Source organism: Pseudomonas flavocrustae (genome assembly GCF_029872515.1).
Classification (GTDB): Bacteria; Pseudomonadota; Gammaproteobacteria; order Pseudomonadales; family Pseudomonadaceae; genus Chryseomonas; species Chryseomonas aestiva.
In genome coordinates, this window is record NZ_JAPDIQ010000007.1 from 1 (window position 1) to 17,217 (window position 17,217).

A 17,217-nucleotide genomic window follows, 5' to 3' on the forward strand; every position below is an offset into this window, starting at 1 on the left:
CGCGGGCCGCCAGGGACAGGCCCTGGGCGTGGTTGCCGGCGCTGGCGGTGATCACCCCGCGGGCCTTCTCGCTGGCCGAGAGGCTGGCCAGCTTGGTGTAGGCGCCGCGGATCTTGAAGGAAAACACCGGCTGCAGGTCTTCGCGCTTGAGCAGCACCTGGCAGCCCAGCCGCTCGGACAGCGCCCGCGCCGGTTGCAGGGGCGTTTCGATCGCCACGTCGTAGACGGGGGCTTCGAGGATCTTGCGGGCATAGCGATGCAAGAGATCGGTGGCGGGTTCCTGGACGGTCATGGCGGGCTCCTGGGGTGTTTCGTCGGGGCCCAGGAGTCAGAAAGTACAAACCCGCCTCTTGGGCGGGTCTGGTTACGCAGCTAACGCTGTCCCGCCATCAGGTAATGGCGGTAATAATGCTGGGGCGTTGGCGGCTGCGCGTGTTCATGAGCGCTACCCTAGGGCCTGGCCGGGCACGGCGTCAAGCGGCGCCGATGGCTGTGGCACAATGGTCAACCTGTTGCCCACTTCCCGCGACCCGATCGCCTCTGCCGAGAATCCCGATGGCCCGCAAGAAAGCTCCCGACTTCGAACAATCCCTGGCCGAACTGCAGACCCTGGTGGAACGCCTGGAGAGCGGCGAGCTGTCCCTGGAGGACTCCCTCGGCGCCTTCGAACAGGGCATCCGCCTGACCCGCGAATGCCAGGGTGCCCTGGCCCAGGCCGAGCAGAAGGTGCAGATCCTGCTGGAAAAGGACGGCGAACTCAGCACCGCCCCCTTCGCCCCGGTCGGGGACGACGCATGATCGAGGCCTACCAGCAACGCTGCCAGACCCGCGTCGATACCGCCCTTGCCCCGCTCTTCACCGCCCCCCGCGCCGAACTCGCCCGGCTCTATGCCGCCATGGCCTACAGCGTCATGGGTGGCGGCAAGCGGGTACGGCCGTTGCTGGTCTATGCCGCCTGCGAAGCCCTGGGTGGCGATCCGGCGCGCGCCGACCAGGCCGCCTGCGCGGTGGAGCTGATCCACGCCTATTCCCTGGTCCACGACGACCTGCCGGCCATGGACGATGACGACCTGCGCCGCGGCCGGCCCACCACCCACAAGGCCTATGACGAGGCCTGCGCCATCCTTGCCGGCGACGGCCTGCAGACCCTGGCCTTCGAGACCCTGCTGGCGGCGCCCCAGGCTGCCGCGGTGCGACTGGAGATGATCGCGGTACTGGCGCGCGCCAGCGGTCCGGCGGGCATGGTCGGCGGCCAGGCCATCGACCTGGAGTCGGTCGGCCGGCGCATCGACCAGCCGGCGCTGGAGACCATGCACCTGCACAAGACCGGCGCCCTGATCGCCGCCAGCGTGCAACTCGGCGCCCTGGCCAGCGAAGCCGCCGGTGCCGCCGAGCGCGACGCCCTGGCCCGTTATGCCGAGGCCATCGGCCTGGCCTTCCAGGTCTGGGACGACGTGCTCGACATCGAAAGCGATACCCAGACCCTGGGCAAACGCCAGGGCGCCGATCTCGCCCGCGACAAACCGACCTACCCGGCGCTGCTCGGCCTGGACGCCGCCAAGGCCTATGCCCTGGAGCTGCGCGACACCGCCCTGGCCGCCATCGAGCCGCTTGGCACTCCGGCCGAACCCCTGCGCGCCCTGGCCCGCTACATCGTGGAACGACGTAGCTAGACGCGCCTCCGGCGGAAAAACTCGTGCCCCGGGCCGCATTTGCCCCCGGGTCCGTTGTCACAGGGGCATAACAAGACGCCCTGCCCGCTGTTGGGATGCCACGCGGGCATCGGGTAAACTGCCTAATTCTCTGCGCAAAGTGATCAGCCAGATGCCCAAGACGTTTCACGAGATTCCCCGCCAGCGTCCCGCGACGCCCCTGCTCGACCGCATCGACTCGCCGGTCCAGCTGCGCCAGCTCGGTGACGCCGAGCTGGAAGCCGTCGCCGACGAACTGCGCGCCTTTCTCCTGTGGACCGTGGGCCAGACCGGCGGTCACTTCGGCGCCGGCCTGGGTGTCATCGAACTGACCGTGGCCCTGCACTACGTCTTCAACACCCCGGAAGACCGGCTGGTGTGGGATGTCGGTCACCAGGCCTATCCGCACAAGATCCTCACCGGCCGTCGCGAAGGCATGGCCAGCCTGCGCCAGAAGGACGGCCTGGCCGCCTTCCCGCGCCGCAGCGAGAGCGAGTACGACACCTTTGGCGTCGGTCACTCCAGCACCTCCATCGGCGCCGCCCTGGGCATGGCCATCGCCGCCCAGCTGCAGGGGCTCGAGCGCAAGTCGGTCGCTGTGATCGGCGACGGCGCCCTGACCGCGGGCATGGCCTTCGAGGCGCTCAACCACGCATCTGACACCGGCGCCAACATGCTGGTGGTGCTCAACGACAACGACATGTCCATCTCGCGCAACGTCGGTGGCCTGTCCAACTACCTGGCGCGGCTGCTTTCCAGCCGCACCTACCAGCACCTGCGCGAGAACGGCAAGAAGGCCCTCTCCAAGCTGCCCGGCGCCTGGGAAATCGCCCGCCGCACCGAAGAGGCCGCCAAGGGCATGCTGGTACCCGGCACCCTGTTCGAGGAGCTGGGCTGGAACTACATCGGCCCCATCGACGGCCACGACCTGCCGACCCTGGTCACCACCCTGCGCAACCTGCGCGATGCCAAGGGTCCGCAGTTCCTCCACGTCATCACCCGCAAGGGCAAGGGCCTGTCCATCGCCGAGGCCGATCCCATCAGCTACCACGCCATCACCAAGCTGGAGCCGCTGGACGCCAAGCCCAAGCGCCCGGGCGCACCCAAGTACTCCAACATCTTTGGCGACTGGCTGTGCGACATGGCCGCCGCCGATACCAAGCTGGTGGGCATCACCCCGGCGATGAAGGAAGGCTCCGACCTGGTCCGCTTCGCCGAACGCTATCCCGAGCGCTACTTCGACGTGGCCATCGCCGAGCAGCACGCGGTGACCCTGGCCGCGGGCCTGGCCTGCGATGGCATGAAGCCGGTGGTGGCCATCTATTCCACCTTCCTGCAGCGTGGCTACGACCAGCTGATCCACGACGTGGCGGTGCAGAACCTGGACGTACTCTTCGCCATCGACCGCGCCGGCCTGGTCGGCGAAGACGGCCCGACCCACGCCGGCAGCTTCGACCTGTCCTACCTGCGCTGCATTCCCGGCATGGTGATCATGGCGCCCAGCGACGAAAACGAGCTGCGCCGCCTGCTCACCACCGGCTATCGCCACCAGGGCCCCGCCGCGGTGCGCTACCCGCGCGGCAGCGGTCCCAACGCCGCCCTCGATCCGGGCCTGGAACCCCTGCCCATCGGTAAGGGCGTGGTGCGTCGCCAGAGCGGCCTGAAGAGCGGCCCCAAGGTCGGCTTCCTGGTGTTTGGCGTGCAACTGGCCGAGGCCCTGCAGGTCGCCGAGCGCCTGGACGCCAGCGTGGCCGACATGAGATTCGTCAAGCCGCTGGACGAGGCGCTGATCCGCCAGTTCGCCGCGGACCACGATCTGCTGGTCACCGTCGAGGAAAACAGCGTCATGGGCGGCGCCGGCAGTGCGGTCAACGAATTCCTGCAGGCCAGTGCCCTGGTCCAGCCCGTGCTCAACCTGGGCCTGCCGGACAGCTACATCGAACACGCCAAGCCGGCCGACATGCTGGCCGAGTGCGGCCTTGATGAAGCCGGCATCGAGCGCGCGGTCCGCGAGCGCCTGGCCCTCCCGGACCTTGCGGCAGCGCCGACCGGTCTGCGCAAGGAAGCCTGAGCGGCAGCCAGGCTGAGATGAAAAAAGGCGCCCTAGGGCGCCTTTTCCACGTCTTCGTTCTGATGCAGATTGCCGAGCATATGGCCGAGCTTGCCGGCCTTGGTCAGCAGATAGCGGCGATTGTGCGGATTGAGGCCTTCCTGCAGCGGCACCCGCTCGGCGACCGGAATGCCCAGGACCTCGAGCGCCTTCACCTTGCGCGGATTGTTGGTCATCAGGCGCAGCGAAGTGACCCCCAGGTGGTCGAGCATCGGCTTGCACAGCGCATAGGTGCGCTGGTCGGCGCCGAAGCCCAGGCGCTCGTTGGCTTCCACGGTATCGGCCCCGGCATCCTGCAGCTCATAGGCGCGGATCTTGTTGAGCAGGCCGATGCCACGCCCTTCCTGACGCAGATAGAGCAGCACGCCACGACCGGCTTCGGCGATGGCGCGCAGCGCCGCCTCCAGCTGGAAGCCGCAGTCGCATCTCAGGCTGAACAGCGCGTCGCCGGTCAGGCACTCGGAATGCAGGCGGCCCAGCACCGGCTCGCCATCGGCCACGTCACCGAAGGTCAGGGCGACATGCTCCTTGCCATCGGTCTCGTCGAGGAAACCGTGCATGGTGAACAGGCCGAAGGGGGTGGGCAATTGGGAGGCGGCGACAAAGACGACGGACACCTGCGGGCTCCTGGCGGGGAAAGACGTACATTGTAACCTTTTCCCCGGGCCCGGCGTCATCGCCAGGGGTTATGACGTCGATACCCGCTGATCTATCAGCGTGCCTGCACGTAGAAGATGCCCTGGGCCTCCCGCCAGCCCACGCGATTGAGGAAACTCATGCCCAGCAGGCCCTGGCTGGGATAGTTGCCCTCCAGGACCATGGCGTCCACCCCGACCACCTCGATATCACCCAGGCGCACCTGCTTGAGCGTGGTGCGCCAGGCGCGGGCATGACCGCTGGCGGTTTCCACCCAGCCCGGGGTGCCGTCGCGATAGCTGATGCCCAGCTGATCGGCCTGGGCGCCACTCAGGGCGACACTGGTGGCGCCGGTGTCCACCAGCAGCGACACCGGACGGCCATTGACGTTGGCGGTGACCTGGTAATGACCGTTGTTGCTGCGCGGCACGCTGAATTCTCGGCGCTGCGGAGCGCTGTAGCCGTCGCTGTATTCGCGGTCGAGGGCAAAGGTCTGGGTCCGGCCGTCGATACGCAGCACCGCCTGCTGGGGATCGGCGCTGACCACCTCGACGTCGTCCAGGCGCTGGCCGACTCGCAGCAATTTGCGCTGGCCATTGACGTTGACCACCGCGGCGCCATTGAACAACCCCACGACCCTGACCTGGGGTTGCGCCCAGGCGAGCGTACCGACGGCCCAGATGAGGCCGCACGCGCCCAGTCTCTTCACTGCCCTGCTCCTTGGGCCTGCGTCTCGTCAGCCGACGAGATGACCCCAACCGATGTGTAATCCCTGAACCACCAGCCAGGCGAGGATGCCGGCCAGTACATCGTCGACCATGATGCCGACGCCGCCGCGGACATTGACATCCAGCCAGCGGATTGGCCAGGGCTTGCAGATGTCCAGCACGCGGAAGGCGACGAAACCCACCAGCAGCCAGATCAAGCCCGGAGGCGCCAGCCAGAAGGTGATCCAGATGCCGACCATCTCGTCCCAGACGATGCCCTCGTGGTCGTGCACGCCCAGCTCCCGGGCGACCTTGCCGCACAGCCAGCAGCCGAACACGGAGAGCAGCACCAGCAGCAGCGGATAGCTCCAGCCGCTGAGCAACTGCCAGAGCGGCACGAAGGGCAAGGCGATCAGTGACCCCCAGGTGCCGGGCGCCTTGGGCAGGGTGCCGGAACCCAGGCCAAAGGCCAGGAAGTGCCAGGGATCGCGCCAGACCGACAGGGGGACCGGCTGGGCGGGGGCTTGCTGTTCGCTCAAGGATGGACTCCGCGCCAGGGCGCTAGAAATGTTGGAAACCGGTGTGTATCGGCGTCAGCGGCTGACCGTCGGCGGCGAGCACCTGGACGCCGCTACCCGTCTCGACCCGCCCGATCACCTGTGCCTGGGGCCAGGCGGCGGCCAGGGCCGGCGCCTGCTCGGGCGGCAGGGTGAAGACCAGCAGGTAGTCGTCGCCGGCGCCCAGGGCCAGGCGCAGCACCTCGTCGGCGGGGAAGAGTTCGGTCAGCGCAGGACTCACCGGCAGCCGCGCCGTCTCCACGACCAGGCGGACGCCGGAGGCGGCGGCGATGTGGCCGCAATCGGCGACCAGGCCGTCGGAAACGTCCTGGGCCGCCGTCGCCCGCCCGCGCAGCCAGAGGCCGAGCTCGAATTGCGGCTGGGGTGCCCAGTAGCGCGCCAGCAGGTGCCGACTGGCGGCGCCCTCCGCTGCACGCTGACCGAGGACGAAGGGCAAGGCCCCGCCCGCCTCACCCGGCGCACCGCCCAGGCACAGCAGATCGCCCGGGCGGGCACCGCTGCGCAGCAGCGCCTGGCCGGCCGGCACCTGGCCGAAGACCGTGAGGGTGAGGGACAGCGGACCGCGAGTGGTGTCACCACCGACCAGGCGCAGCTCGCACTGTTCGGCCATCTGCGCGAGGCCTGCCGCCAGGCCTTCCAGCCAGGCGGGCTCGACGGACGGCAGGGTCAACGCCAGGGTGAAACCCAGGGGCGCGGCGCCCATGGCGGCCAGGTCGCTGGCGCTCACTGCCAGGGCACGCTGGCCGAGGCCATGGGCATCCGGGCAGGGATCGGGGAAATGCACCCCGGCGGTCAGGGTGTCGGTGGAGACCGCCAGTTGCTCACCGGGAGCGGGTGCCAGCAGCGCGCAGTCATCGCCGATGCCCAGCGCCACGCCGGGACCGCCGCGAGCGCAGGGCGCCGCGGCGAAATAGCGACGGATGAGTTCGAATTCACCCATGCCGACGTGGGCAATCAGCGCTTGCCGCGCAACTCGGCGCTGCGCAGCTTGGGCGCCAGCTTGTCCAGCACGCCGTTGACGAACTTGTGGCCATCGGTGGCGCCGAAGATCTTGGCCATCTCGATGCCTTCGTTGATCACCACCCGGTAGGGCACGTCGATGCGCTTGAGCAGCTCGTAGCAGGACAGCCGCAGCACGGCCAGCTCGACCGGATCCACCTCGTTCATGGCGCGGTCCAGGCAGGGCAGGATCAGACCGTCGATCTCGCTCTTGTTGGCCGGGACGCCATGCAGGACTTCATGGAAGTAGGCGCCGTCGACCTTGGCGAAATCGTTGTCGACGCGAAACTGCGCCTCGATCTCGTTGATCGCCTGGCCCGCCATGTGCCACTGGTACAGGGCCTGGACCGACAGGCTGCGCGCTTCGCGGCGAGCAGCCAGTTTGCCGGTGGGGGCCTTCTTGCCCGCGGGCTTGCCGGCCGCGGGCGGAGTCAGATCGCCGCTCACTTGGCCTCCAGCTGCGCCAGCAGGCTGACCATTTCCAGAGCGGACAGGGCCGCTTCGGCGCCCTTGTTGCCGGCCTTGGTGCCGGAGCGCTCGATGGCCTGCTCGATGGAGTCGACGGTGAGGACGCCAAAGGACACCGGTACGCCGAATTCCATGGAGACCTGGGCCAGGCCCTTGGTGCACTCGCCGGCCACGTATTCGAAGTGGGGGGTGCCGCCACGGATCACCGCGCCGAGGGCGATGATGGCGTCGAATTCGTCGCGCTGGGCGATCTTCTGCACCGCCAGCGGGATCTCGAAGGCGCCAGGGACGCGGATGATGGTCAGGTCGTCCGGCTTGATGCCGTGACGCACCAGGGCGTCGATGGCGCCCTGCAGCAGGCTTTCGACGACGAAGCTGTTGAAACGACCGACCACCAGGGCGAAGCGGCCCTGGGGAGCGATGAAGGTGCCTTCAAAGGTCTTGATGTTCATGTGCGGGTCCAGTTGTCAAAGAGCCGGACGGCCGGCAGTGCCAGGCCGTCCGTGGAAATCCAGGTGAAGCGCGCCGCACCACCCGGGCGGGGCGCGCCAGGCGGAAGGGTCATTCTTCAGGAGGCAGATAGTCTACTACTTCCAGGTCGAAGCCGGATATGGCGTTGAACTTCATCGGCGAGCTGAGCAGGCGCATCTGACGAATGCCCAGGTCGCGGAGGATCTGCGAACCGGCACCGACGGTGCTGTAGGTGGACAGCGCCTTGGGCACCGGCAGCGGCTCGCGCAGGTGCGCCAGCAGGTCGTCGCCCTCGATCGAGTGACCGAGCAGCAGCACCACGCCGGTGCCCTCGCGGGCCACGCGCTCCATGGCGCCACGCAGACTCCAGCGACCCGGTTGCTGCACCTGCAGCAGGTCGCGCAGCGGATCCATGTTGTGCACCCGCACCAGCGGCAGCTCCTGGCCGGCCAGGTCGCCACGGATCAGCGCCAGGTGGACGTCGCCCTCCACCTCGTCGCGGTAGGTCACCAGCTTGAACGGACCGAGCTCGGTCTCCAGCTGCTGCTCGTCGATGCGCTTGACGGTGTGCTCGTGGAGCAGGCGGTAGTGGATCAGATCGGCGATGGTGCCGACCTTGAGGCCATGCTGCTCGGCGAAGGCTTCGAGTTCGTCGCGACGGGCCATGGTGCCGTCGTCGTTCATCACCTCGCAGATCACCCCGCTCTCGGCGAAACCGGCCATGCGCGCCAGGTCGCAGGCGGCTTCGGTATGGCCGGCACGGGCCAGCACGCCGCCGGGCTGGGCCATCAGCGGGAACATGTGGCCGGGGCTGACCACGTCGCCGGCCTTGGCGTCCTTGGCGATGGCGGCCTGCACGGTACGGGCGCGGTCGGCGGCGGAGATGCCGGTGCTGATGCCCTCGGCGGCCTCGATGGAGACGGTGAACTTGGTGCCGAAGCCGGAGGCGTTGCGGCTGGCCATCATCGGCAGGTTGAGGCGCTCGCAGAGGCCCTTGCTCATGGGCATGCAGATCAGGCCCCGCGCGTGGCGGGCCATGAAGTTGATGTGTTCGGCGGTGACGCATTCGGAGGCGATGATGATGTCGCCTTCGTTCTCGCGGTCCTCGTCGTCCATGAGGATGACCATCTTGCCCGCGCGGATGTCCTGGATGATGTCTTCGATGCTGGAAAGTGCCACGGTGTCGTCCTTAGCGCTGCAGATAGCCGTGTTCGGCGAGAAAGGTTTCGGTGACGCCGCCCTTGCTGGACTCGGCGGCCTTGTCGCCCAGTAGCAGGCGCTCCAGGTAGCGGGCCAGCAGGTCCACCTCCAGGTTCACCCGCCGACCGGGGCGGTAGTCGGCCATGATGGTCTCGCCGAGGGTGTGGGGGACGATGGTCAGCTCGAATTCGGCGCCGTCCACCGCGTTCACCGTGAGGCTGACGCCGTCCACGGTGATCGAGCCCTTGAGGGCGATGTAGCGGGCCAGCTCGGCCGGGGCACGCAGGCGAAACTGCACGGCGCGGGCATTATCGGTGCGGGAGACCACTTCGCCGAGGCCGTCCACGTGGCCGCTGACCAGGTGGCCGCCGAGGCGACTGGTGGGCATCAGCGCCTTTTCCAGGTTGACCTTGCTGCCGGGCTTGAGGCCGCCCAGGCTGGTGAGGCTCAGGGTCTCGCGACTGACGTCGGCCCAGAAGCCGTCGCCAGGCAAGTCCACGGCGGTAAGGCAGACTCCGTTGACGGCGATGCTGTCGCCGAGCTTGACGTCGGCAAGGTCGAGCTTGCCGGTGGCGACATAAAGGCGCACGTCTCCGCCCTTGGGCGTGAGCGCGCGGATCTCGCCGAGGGCTTCGATGATTCCGGTAAACATCAGCTCAGGCCTCCGCGAGGTAGAGCCAGAAAGGCGGTGCAGCTAGACATCGACGAACTCCTGTTTCGGTGAAAAAACAGGGCGTACGGACAGAAGGGAAATCAGACGGACGAGGGGCTCGCACCCCTGCCAGGCAAGGCTATCCCGTTCTCTCTCATCCGGACTATGACCGTCGGCCCCGGAATCCAACCGGGTCTGCTGACCTCTCCCGCCGCAGAGGACGAGAGAGCGCTCGCGGGCTCGTCCCGACTTATCGGGCGTTACCGCCGGTGGGGAATTGCACCCCGCCCTGAGAACTCGCCACCCGAGGGCAGCGCAGGTTTTGTAACACAGTTCGCCGCCGCGGGGCCAGGGGCGTCAGGTGTCCCTGGCCGGTCGGGCGATCAGGTGCAGGTCGGCGCCTACCGGGGTGACGCTGAGGATCTCCAGCTGCGGGGCCTCGGCCAGGTGCACCAGCGGCCAGTCCAGCAGCGGCCGGGCGCTGGAACCGAGGAACCTGGGCGCCAGGAACAGGTGATATTCGTCGACCAGCCCGGCCTGGGCGAAGGCACCGGCCAGACGCGGCCCGGCTTCCACCAGGACGTCATTGACCTGCTCGCTGCCCAGGCGGGTCAGCAGGGCCGCCAGATCGACCTGGCCCTGGCTACCGGGCAGCGCCAGGTAGTCGTGACCGGCCGCTGCATAGCCGGGCGCCGCCGCGGCCATACCGGCGACCCGTGCCGCGCCGGCCTGAAAGAAGGGGGCATCCAGCGGCACCCGGCCACGGCCGTCCACCAGCAGCCGCTGCGGCGTACGCAGGGTGGCCAGTTGCAGTTCGTCTCCGCTCAGGCCCAGTTCCGCCTGACGCACGGTCAGGCGGGCGCCATCGGCCAGCACGGTATCGGCGCCGGTGATCACCACCCCCGCCTCGGCGCGCAGCCGCTGGACGCTCTGGCGCGCCGCCGGGCCGGTGATCCACTGGCTTTCGCCATTGGCCATGGCGGTGCGGCCATCCAGACTCAGGGCCAGCTTGACCCGCACGAAGGGCCGCCCGGTGAGCATGCGCTGGATGAAGCCGGCGTTGAGCGCTCGCGCCTCGGCTTCCAGGACGCCAGCGCGGGTGGCGATGCCGGCGGCGGAGAGCCGCGCCAGGCCGCGCCCGGCCACCAGCGGATTGGGATCGGTCATGGCCGCCACCACCTCGGCCACGCCGGCGGCTACCAGGGCATCGGCGCAAGGCGGGGTGCGGCCATGATGGCTGCAGGGCTCCAGGGTCACATAGGCAGTGGCGCCACGCGCCGCCTCCCCCGCCTGGCGCAGCGCGTGCACCTCGGCATGGGGACCGCCGGCCTGGCGGTGCCAGCCTTCGCCTACCACCTGGCCGTCGCGGACGATGACGCAGCCCACCCGCGGATTGGGCGCCGTGCTGTAGCGGCCGCAGGCGGCCAGCGCCAGGGCGCGGGCCATCCAGACTTCGTCGCTCCCCATGGCGCTCATACCGGCTGCTTGCCCGGATCCTGGGCCAGGCGCTCGATCTCGTCGCGGAATTCGGCCAGGTCCTGGAATTGCCGATAGACCGAGGCGAAGCGGATGTAGGCCACCTGGTCCAGCTTGCGCAGTTCGTCCATCACCAGTTCACCCACCACCCGCGAACGGATCTCGCGCTCGCCAGTGGCGCGCAGGCGGTGCTTGATCAGGGCGATGGCTTCTTCCAGACGCTCGACGCTGACCGGCCGCTTCTCCAGGGCACGCTGCATGCCGGCGCGCAACTTGTCCTCGTCGAAGGGCTGGCGGGTGCCGTCCTGCTTGATCAGCCGTGGCAGCACCAGTTCGGCGGTCTCGAAGGTGGTGAAGCGCTCCTGGCAGGCCAGGCACTCACGTCGCCGGCGCACCTGCTCACCGGCCGCGACCAGCCGGGAATCCGTGACCTTGGTGTCGTGGGCGCCGCAGAAGGGACAATGCATGAGAGAGTCGATCGCCGGAAGGGAAAGCCCTCATGGTACCCGATCACTCCCTGCCGGGAACCTCCGGGTGCCTGACGAATCGACAGCCAGGGGCCGCCGGGCTATAAGAGCGCCCTGTGTTCGACGACCTCTCCAGCCTCCCGTGCAGCCCTCGCCGGCCGCGACCTCCGGATCCCGCCATGACCCCACGCGCCCTCCTGCCCCTGCTCTTCACCGGTCTGCTCGCGGCCTGCTCCAGCCCACCCGAAACCACGCCGCCGCAGCCCACCACCCCGGCCGACGAACCGGTTCCGGTGGTCGGTGCCCCCACTCCGGCCAACCTGCGCGAGATCTCCGGGGTGCTGCGCAATGCCCAGGGTCTGGTCCCGGCGGGTGCCCAGGTCGAGATCGCGCTGCTGGCGGTCAACGCCAAGGGCCTGCCCCAGCGTCTGCTGGCCAGCGAGACGGTGACCGGCAAGGGCGCGCCCCTGGCCTTCCGCCTGCCCTTCAATCCAGAGATCTTTCCCACCCGCCCGGATCTCAAGGTGGAATTCCACGCGCGCCTGATCCAGGCCGGGCAACTGGCCAGCTATCTGCCGCCGGTGAATGTCGGCGGACCGACCACGCAGAATCTCGGCGAACTGGTGCTGAACCAGACCCCGTGACGCCCCCTGCCGATCTCGCTGCCGCCCTGACCGCCCTGCTGGGCGACGCCTGCCTCTCCTTGCAGGCATTGCCCGGCAGCGACCTGTCGCTGTGGCTGATCGATCCGGCCAATATGGCGCGGGCCTTTTCCCCGGCGGAAACCCAGCGCCTGCTGGAGGCACCGCCCTACTGGGCCTTCTGCTGGGCCAGCGGTCTGGCCCTGGCGCGCTGGATCGTCGCCCATCCCGAGCACGTCGCCGGCCGCCAGGTGCTGGATTTCGGCAGCGGCTCGGGCATCGCCGGACTCGCCGCCGCGCGGGCCGGCGCGGCGCGGGTGGTCTGCTGCGACCTCGATCCGCTGGCCTTGAAAGCCTGCCGTGCCAATGCCCGGGCCAACGCCGTGCAGATCGAGACGCTGGACGATCTGCACGCCAGCACCGAGCGCTTCGAGCTCATCCTGGCCGCCGATGTGCTCTACGACCGTGCCAACCTGCCGCTACTGGCGCTCCTGCAGACGCGTGCAGAACGGATCCTGCTGGCCGACTCGCGGATGCGCGACCTGGCCCACCCCGGCTTCACCCGCATCACCGAACTCCACGCCTGCACCCTGCCGGATCTGGCCGAGCCGGACGAATTCCGCCGCGTGGCGCTCTATCGGGGTTGAGCTGGCCCGCCTTGTTTCCAAGCCCGGCGCCCCCACCTATAGTGCATCTTTCGGTGCGACACGAATGCTCGTGTTGTGCTTGGTCGACCAGCTTAGTCTTGGCGCCGAAACCCTTGTTCTCCAGGGGTTTGAAGCCTAAATAAAGCACGAGAGCCGGCTCTGCCGCGCCTGATTCGACCCACTTGTGGGGACAATGCGATCCCTGCTTGCCAGGGTAAGTACGTCTCAAATTTGGCCATTTTTGGCTATAAATTGATCAGTCAGACGTAACAGAGAGCAGTTTCCGCCATGGAAATTGTATCTAAATGTAACAAGAATCCCTGTGGGTGATTTGACCCCGCAAGGGGTCAATCCATCTCTGGGATGCCTTGGTCTCATTTGGCCCATGCCAACGTCGTGAGACGCTAGGGTATCTCGTCCAAGCACGGAGCAACCGCTCCGCTTGTGCATTGCTCAACCTTGCTAATACAGGGGGTACCGAGCCTGGCATGTACCTGCCAGTTCACTACATCGGCATGCGTCGGGGGCCAACCCTGAGGTGTGAAGCCCGGTGGACAACGTCCTATCCCTCACGGGACACGCAGGTCTGGCAACAGCAGCGTGACGCTTCCGAATTGCACGGAGGCAAGGGGCTAGTGACCCAACCCGCATGGTTAACTCATGTGAATCATCGTTCGAACCCTCGTAAGCACTACTGGGCCCACGGCAATTTATGGGCCCTGGCCAAAATCGGCAAAGCAGATCGGCGCTCGCTGTCGAAAGAAGCGACGCGGTACCACTACGACTGCCGGGGGAAAGATGGAACCTAACCGGGGAATCGATGCACAGCGGGGAACGTGGCAATCCCGACCACCCGCCTAACCAGCAACATCGGAAGGCAGGCAATCCGCAAGGAAAGCTGTTGGGTGTGGGGAATGGGAGGGTGCAAAAAGCGAATGGCTGTCTGTAATGGGCGGCATATCGGTTGAAACATCATCGACAGGGGCAACCCTGGCTGACGTGCACCTGGTTTACGGGCGCATGATCTAGTGCTGATTTCCAGCGAAACGACCCTAGGGGTGACTTCAACCCCTAGGGGGAGAAGTCCGTCCCGAAGGTTACTGACCTGAGGAGGACTGTATGAATACGCAACCAGAAACATCGGTTTCGTCTGCGTCTCCTGAAGGCGTGAAGGGCTGGCACGATCTCGATTGGGCCAAGATCCAGATCTCCGTTCGGAAAACGCAGTTGAAGATTGCGCAGGCAACAATGGCCGGTGACTGGCGTAGGGTTAAACGCCTACAACGGTTACTGACCCATTCGTTTTATGGCCGCTGTATGGCTGTAAGACGGGTGACGGAAAACCGGGGTCGCAAGACTCCGGGCGTCGATGGAGAAACCTGGGGGACGCCTCCAGCCAAGCTCCACGCCGCGAAGCGTCTATCGGAGAAACGAGGCTATCGGCCCAAACCGCTAAAAAGGGTTTGGATACCGAAGCCAGGGAAGAAGGAAAAGCGCCCGCTAGGCATACCGACGATGTTTGATCGGGCCATGCAAGCGCTCTACCTGTCCGCCCTGGAACCCGTCATCGAAAGCACCAGCGACCCGAAAAGTTTCGGCTTCCGGCCGGATCGCTCGACCGCTGATGCGATGGTTGAAATCTTTCAGTTAATGTCGCAAGACGACTCACCTATGTGGGTTCTGGAAGGTGACATCAAGGGGTTCTTCGACAACATCAATCACGAGTGGCTGTGCCAGAACGTCCCTATGGACAAAAAGGTACTGCGGCTTTGGTTGAAGGCCGGGGTCATTGACCGGCGACACTTCATGGCTACGGAGGCCGGGACGCCACAAGGTGGGATTATTTCGCCCTGTTTGGCTAACGCCACCCTTAACGGTTTGGAGAAGCAGCTCAAAGGCCATCTGGCCAGAAAGCTAGCGGGTACCAACGCCGATACGCCCAGAGTGCATGTGGTGCGATACGCGGACGACTTCATCATCACAGCAGCTACCAAAGAGCTGTTGACTGACGAGGTCATACCTTGGGTCGAGCAATTCCTGTCAATACGAGGAGTGAGCTTGTCCCAAGAGAAAACGCAGATAACCCACATCCTTCAGGGCTTTGATTTCCTAGGGTGGAATTTCAGGAAATACGTGCCGAAATCGCCTTACCGACGGACCAAACTGTTTACCAAACCCTCGAAGAAGAACATCTCGACGTTCTATCGAAAGGTAAGGGACATAGTGAGATCCAGTGGGGCTCTGACTCAGGAAGAGTTGATCAGCCGTCTGAACCCGGTACTACGAGGGTGGGCTCAATACCATTCTCAGGCTGTTGCTAAAGCTACCTTCAAGAAACTAGATAACTTGATTTTCTGGTTGCTGCGAAGGTGGGCGAAGCGCCGACATCCGAAGAAGCTAGCTACGTGGAGCTGGAACAAATACTTCCATTCCATCGGCGGGCGGAAACAGGTGTTCGCGCATCCCTATAGAGGCAAGAAGGGAGAGCGAAAGTATCGTGAGCTTTATGAGCTAGCGAAGACCGTAATCAAGCGCCAAAAGCGTCTATCAGGCGGGTACCACCCGTACGACGCTGCGCTTGAGCAGAAATGGGAAAAGCTAAGGGTTCAAAGGATGCAGCACAAGCTGCGTTTCAGGAAACAAATCCTAAGCCTTTACCGGCGCCAGAAAGGGAACTGCGCTCTGTGCGGTCACGCGATTACCAGGGAAACGGGCTGGGACGACCACCATGTCATTCGACGGGTGGACGGCGGCAAGGACACTCTGAAAAATCGCGTACTTCTCCATCCCAACTGTCACTCGCTGATTCACAGCCAGCGTAAACAAGTGACTCTGCGACACAGCGGTCTGTAATGATAGGATCGTTAGTCAACGTTGCCGGTCAGCCTCTGGGCTGACTTTTCGTAAGCTTGAGCCGTGTGCTGTGAAAGTCGCAAGCACGGTTCTTAGGGGGCTCCGGATCAGGAATGATCTGGGGCCACCCGCCTCTGCCGAGTCCGCCATGAGCCAGGTCCCCTACATTTTCGACGCCACCCTCGACACCTTCCAGCAACAGGTCATCGACGCCTCCTTCAGCACCCCGGTGCTGGTGGACTTCTGGGCCGAGTGGTGCGCGCCCTGCAAGGTGCTGATGCCGCTGCTGGCCAAGATCACCGAGTCCTATGGCGGCGCCCTGCACCTGGCCAAGGTCAACTGCGACATCGAGCAGGAACTGGTGATGAGATTCGGCATCCGCAGCCTGCCCACGGTGGTGCTGTTCAAGGATGGCCAGCCGGTGGACGGCTTCGCCGGCGCCCAGCCCGAATCGGCCATCCGCGCCCTGCTCGAACCCCATGTCCAGGCCTTGCCGCCGGCCGAGGAAGATCCGCTGGACGCCGCCCAGGCGATGTTCGCCGAGGGCCGCTTCGCCGAGGCCGAGGCGCTGCTCAAGGCGCTGCTCGAAGAAGACAACAGTGACGCCCTGGCGCTGATCCTCTATGCCCGCTGCCTGGCCGAGCGCAACGAACTGGACGACGCCCAGGCCGTGCTGGACGCGGTCAAGGGCGATGAGCACAAGCAGGCGCTGGCCGGCGCCCGGGCCCAGCTGACCTTCCTGCGCCAGGCCGCCAGCCTGCCCGAGGTGGCCGAGCTCAAGAGTCGCCTGGCGCGCGATGCCGGCGACGATGAAGCCGCCTACCAGCTGGCCGTGCAACAACTGGCCCGCCAGCAATACGAACCCGCCCTGGATGGTCTGCTGGACCTGTTCCGCCGCAATCGCGGCTACGGTGACGACCTGCCGCGCAAGACCTTGGTGCAGGTCTTCGATCTGCTGGGCAACGATCACCCGCTGGTCGCCACCTATCGCCGCCGCCTGTACCAGGCACTGTACTAGGCACCTATTGATAACGGCTGCGTCGCCCCAGGCGCAGCCTTGTCCACAGCCGGCGCCAGCCTGGCGCTGCGGACCTTTCGTAGCGTGGAAAACCGCGCAGCGTTTTCCACTCACCTACCCCCAGTCTCATCCCTGCCAGATATAGAACTGCGCCTCCCCCACCCGCTCCATGCGCACCTGGGGACTGTGCCTCAGCCGTACCAGCAGCTGCTTGGCCACGCCCAGATTGCCGGTCAGCTTTTCCAGGGCCACCAGGATGTCCGGCCCGCTGAGTCGGCCAGCCTGGCTGAGCAATTTCACCACCTGATCCCAGAGCATGTCGCCGCCCGACTTGGGCCCGCTGGGGGCGGCGGCCACCGCCGCAGCAGGGAGGGACGCTGCCGTCGGCTGCAGGGCTGCGGCCAGGCGCTGCCAGTCGGTCTCGTCCAGTTCCACCGTGAGATCCACAGGCTGGCTGCCGATGGTTCCGCGAATGCGTACCATGGTGTTCTCCTCGTCGTGCAGAGGCCCATGCTCCCACAGCCATCGGCCGACGCCAAACCGAGGTTGCGACAGGCAAATGCAACAACATAACATAGCGCCTTTCCACCCACTGGAAGCCAT

19 protein-coding genes and 1 riboswitch are annotated in these 17,217 nt (G+C 66.2%); of the genes, 7 read left to right on the forward strand and 12 right to left on the reverse strand.

The features are described 5' to 3' along the window. Window positions 1-292 (reverse strand): pyridoxal-phosphate dependent enzyme (locus OMP44_RS15835; RefSeq protein ID WP_280309634.1); only part of this gene is annotated, 292 nt, incomplete at its 3' end. Window positions 293-555: 263 nt separating this feature from the next. On the opposite strand from OMP44_RS15835, the gene OMP44_RS15840 reads away from it, so the two are divergent. The 3 genes from OMP44_RS15840 (at window position 556) to dxs (ending at window position 3,762) form a co-directional block, all read left to right on the forward strand. Beyond that, window positions 556-798, forward strand: a complete 243-nt coding sequence (locus OMP44_RS15840) for an exodeoxyribonuclease VII small subunit (RefSeq protein WP_187980969.1) — start codon at window positions 556-558, stop codon at window positions 796-798. Then, a complete protein-coding gene (locus OMP44_RS15845; protein ID WP_187980968.1) occupies window positions 795-1,673 on the forward strand; it encodes a polyprenyl synthetase family protein in 879 nt (292 codons plus the stop codon). Before OMP44_RS15840 ends, OMP44_RS15845 begins: the two co-directional genes overlap by 4 nt. 151 nt (window positions 1,674-1,824) lie before the next feature. Continuing rightward, window positions 1,825-3,762: a 1-deoxy-D-xylulose-5-phosphate synthase gene (dxs, locus tag OMP44_RS15850; protein ID WP_280309639.1), complete on the forward strand. Its 1,938-nt coding sequence runs from the start codon at window positions 1,825-1,827 to the stop codon at window positions 3,760-3,762. Window positions 3,763-3,794: 32 nt separating this feature from the next. On the opposite strand, the gene ribA is transcribed toward dxs, so the two are convergent. From ribA to nrdR, 10 genes are all read right to left on the reverse strand, one after another. Next, window positions 3,795-4,418 (reverse strand): GTP cyclohydrolase II, encoded by a 624-nt coding sequence (gene ribA, locus OMP44_RS15855; protein ID WP_273861315.1) that lies wholly within the window; start codon window positions 4,416-4,418, stop codon window positions 3,795-3,797. 95 nt (window positions 4,419-4,513) lie between these two features. Further along, window positions 4,514-5,146, reverse strand: a complete 633-nt coding sequence (locus OMP44_RS15860; protein ID WP_187980965.1) for a retropepsin-like aspartic protease family protein — start codon at window positions 5,144-5,146, stop codon at window positions 4,514-4,516. A gap of 27 nt (window positions 5,147-5,173) precedes the next feature. Further along, on the reverse strand, window positions 5,174-5,683 hold the full coding sequence (locus OMP44_RS15865; RefSeq protein ID WP_280309642.1) for a phosphatidylglycerophosphatase A family protein: 510 nt from the start codon (window positions 5,681-5,683) through the stop codon (window positions 5,174-5,176). 22 nt (window positions 5,684-5,705) lie between these two features. Next, window positions 5,706-6,662, reverse strand: a complete 957-nt coding sequence (gene thiL, locus OMP44_RS15870; RefSeq protein ID WP_187980964.1) for a thiamine-phosphate kinase — start codon at window positions 6,660-6,662, stop codon at window positions 5,706-5,708. Window positions 6,663-6,676: 14 nt separating this feature from the next. Then, entirely contained in the window at window positions 6,677-7,168 is a 492-nt protein-coding gene (nusB, locus tag OMP44_RS15875) for a transcription antitermination factor NusB (RefSeq protein ID WP_133860576.1), read from the reverse strand. Then, window positions 7,165-7,641, reverse strand: a complete 477-nt coding sequence (gene ribH / locus OMP44_RS15880; RefSeq protein WP_007161209.1) for a 6,7-dimethyl-8-ribityllumazine synthase — start codon at window positions 7,639-7,641, stop codon at window positions 7,165-7,167. Before ribH ends, nusB begins: the two co-directional genes overlap by 4 nt. A 109-nt stretch (window positions 7,642-7,750) precedes the next feature. Beyond that, window positions 7,751-8,839 carry a bifunctional 3,4-dihydroxy-2-butanone-4-phosphate synthase/GTP cyclohydrolase II gene (gene ribBA / locus OMP44_RS15885; protein WP_133860575.1) on the reverse strand — a complete coding sequence of 363 codons (1,089 nt, stop codon included), beginning with the start codon at window positions 8,837-8,839 and terminating at the stop codon, window positions 7,751-7,753. Window positions 8,840-8,849: 10 nt separating this feature from the next. Continuing rightward, window positions 8,850-9,512: a riboflavin synthase gene (locus OMP44_RS15890; protein WP_187980963.1), complete on the reverse strand. Its 663-nt coding sequence runs from the start codon at window positions 9,510-9,512 to the stop codon at window positions 8,850-8,852. A gap of 142 nt (window positions 9,513-9,654) precedes the next feature. Next, window positions 9,655-9,813: riboswitch (FMN riboswitch) on the reverse strand. Window positions 9,814-9,869: 56 nt separating this feature from the next. Beyond that, window positions 9,870-10,988: a bifunctional diaminohydroxyphosphoribosylaminopyrimidine deaminase/5-amino-6-(5-phosphoribosylamino)uracil reductase RibD gene (gene ribD / locus OMP44_RS15895; RefSeq protein WP_273861320.1), complete on the reverse strand. Its 1,119-nt coding sequence runs from the start codon at window positions 10,986-10,988 to the stop codon at window positions 9,870-9,872. Next, entirely contained in the window at window positions 10,985-11,455 is a 471-nt protein-coding gene (gene nrdR / locus OMP44_RS15900) for a transcriptional regulator NrdR (RefSeq protein ID WP_007161213.1), read from the reverse strand. The genes ribD and nrdR overlap by 4 nt, the downstream gene beginning before the upstream one ends. 179 nt (window positions 11,456-11,634) lie before the next feature. Here nrdR and OMP44_RS15905 point away from each other — a divergent pair, with 179 nt between their 5' ends. The 4 genes from OMP44_RS15905 (at window position 11,635) to trxA (ending at window position 16,614) form a co-directional block, all read left to right on the forward strand. Further along, on the forward strand, window positions 11,635-12,099 hold the full coding sequence (locus OMP44_RS15905) for a YbaY family lipoprotein (protein WP_133860572.1): 465 nt from the start codon (window positions 11,635-11,637) through the stop codon (window positions 12,097-12,099). After that, window positions 12,096-12,743, forward strand: a complete 648-nt coding sequence (locus OMP44_RS15910) for a class I SAM-dependent methyltransferase (RefSeq protein ID WP_280309651.1) — start codon at window positions 12,096-12,098, stop codon at window positions 12,741-12,743. The genes OMP44_RS15905 and OMP44_RS15910 overlap by 4 nt, the downstream gene beginning before the upstream one ends. 1,119 nt (window positions 12,744-13,862) lie before the next feature. Beyond that, the gene (ltrA, locus tag OMP44_RS15915) at window positions 13,863-15,596 is read left to right on the forward strand and encodes a group II intron reverse transcriptase/maturase (protein WP_280309653.1); all 1,734 of its coding nucleotides are present in this window, start codon (window positions 13,863-13,865) and stop codon (window positions 15,594-15,596) included. A 148-nt stretch (window positions 15,597-15,744) separates the two neighbouring features. After that, window positions 15,745-16,614 carry a thioredoxin gene (gene trxA, locus OMP44_RS15920; protein WP_133860570.1) on the forward strand — a complete coding sequence of 290 codons (870 nt, stop codon included), beginning with the start codon at window positions 15,745-15,747 and terminating at the stop codon, window positions 16,612-16,614. 126 nt (window positions 16,615-16,740) lie between these two features. Here the strand turns inward: trxA and OMP44_RS15925 are convergent, their stop codons facing one another. Next, window positions 16,741-17,097, reverse strand: coding sequence for a hypothetical protein (locus OMP44_RS15925; protein ID WP_133860569.1), 357 nt, complete (start codon window positions 17,095-17,097; stop codon window positions 16,741-16,743). Between the last annotated feature and the right edge of the window lie 120 nt (window positions 17,098-17,217).

What these genes read in the sequence shown, in the direction of transcription:
- ltrA (WP_280309653.1), top strand. Translation starts at nt 13,863, where the DNA reads ATGAATACGCAACCAGAAACATCGGTTTCGTCTGCGTCTCCTGAAGGC.
- dxs (WP_280309639.1), top strand. Translation starts at nt 1,825, where the DNA reads ATGCCCAAGACGTTTCACGAGATTCCCCGCCAGCGTCCCGCGACGCCC.
- thiL (WP_187980964.1), bottom strand. Translation starts at nt 6,662, where the DNA reads ATGGGTGAATTCGAACTCATCCGTCGCTATTTCGCCGCGGCGCCCTGC.
- OMP44_RS15845 (WP_187980968.1), top strand. Translation starts at nt 795, where the DNA reads ATGATCGAGGCCTACCAGCAACGCTGCCAGACCCGCGTCGATACCGCC.
- ribD (WP_273861320.1), bottom strand. Translation starts at nt 10,988, where the DNA reads ATGAGCGCCATGGGGAGCGACGAAGTCTGGATGGCCCGCGCCCTGGCG.
- OMP44_RS15925 (WP_133860569.1), bottom strand. Translation starts at nt 17,097, where the DNA reads ATGGTACGCATTCGCGGAACCATCGGCAGCCAGCCTGTGGATCTCACG.
- OMP44_RS15840 (WP_187980969.1), top strand. Translation starts at nt 556, where the DNA reads ATGGCCCGCAAGAAAGCTCCCGACTTCGAACAATCCCTGGCCGAACTG.
- OMP44_RS15905 (WP_133860572.1), top strand. Translation starts at nt 11,635, where the DNA reads ATGACCCCACGCGCCCTCCTGCCCCTGCTCTTCACCGGTCTGCTCGCG.
- trxA (WP_133860570.1), top strand. Translation starts at nt 15,745, where the DNA reads ATGAGCCAGGTCCCCTACATTTTCGACGCCACCCTCGACACCTTCCAG.
- ribH (WP_007161209.1), bottom strand. Translation starts at nt 7,641, where the DNA reads ATGAACATCAAGACCTTTGAAGGCACCTTCATCGCTCCCCAGGGCCGC.
- OMP44_RS15890 (WP_187980963.1), bottom strand. Translation starts at nt 9,512, where the DNA reads ATGTTTACCGGAATCATCGAAGCCCTCGGCGAGATCCGCGCGCTCACG.
- nrdR (WP_007161213.1), bottom strand. Translation starts at nt 11,455, where the DNA reads ATGCATTGTCCCTTCTGCGGCGCCCACGACACCAAGGTCACGGATTCC.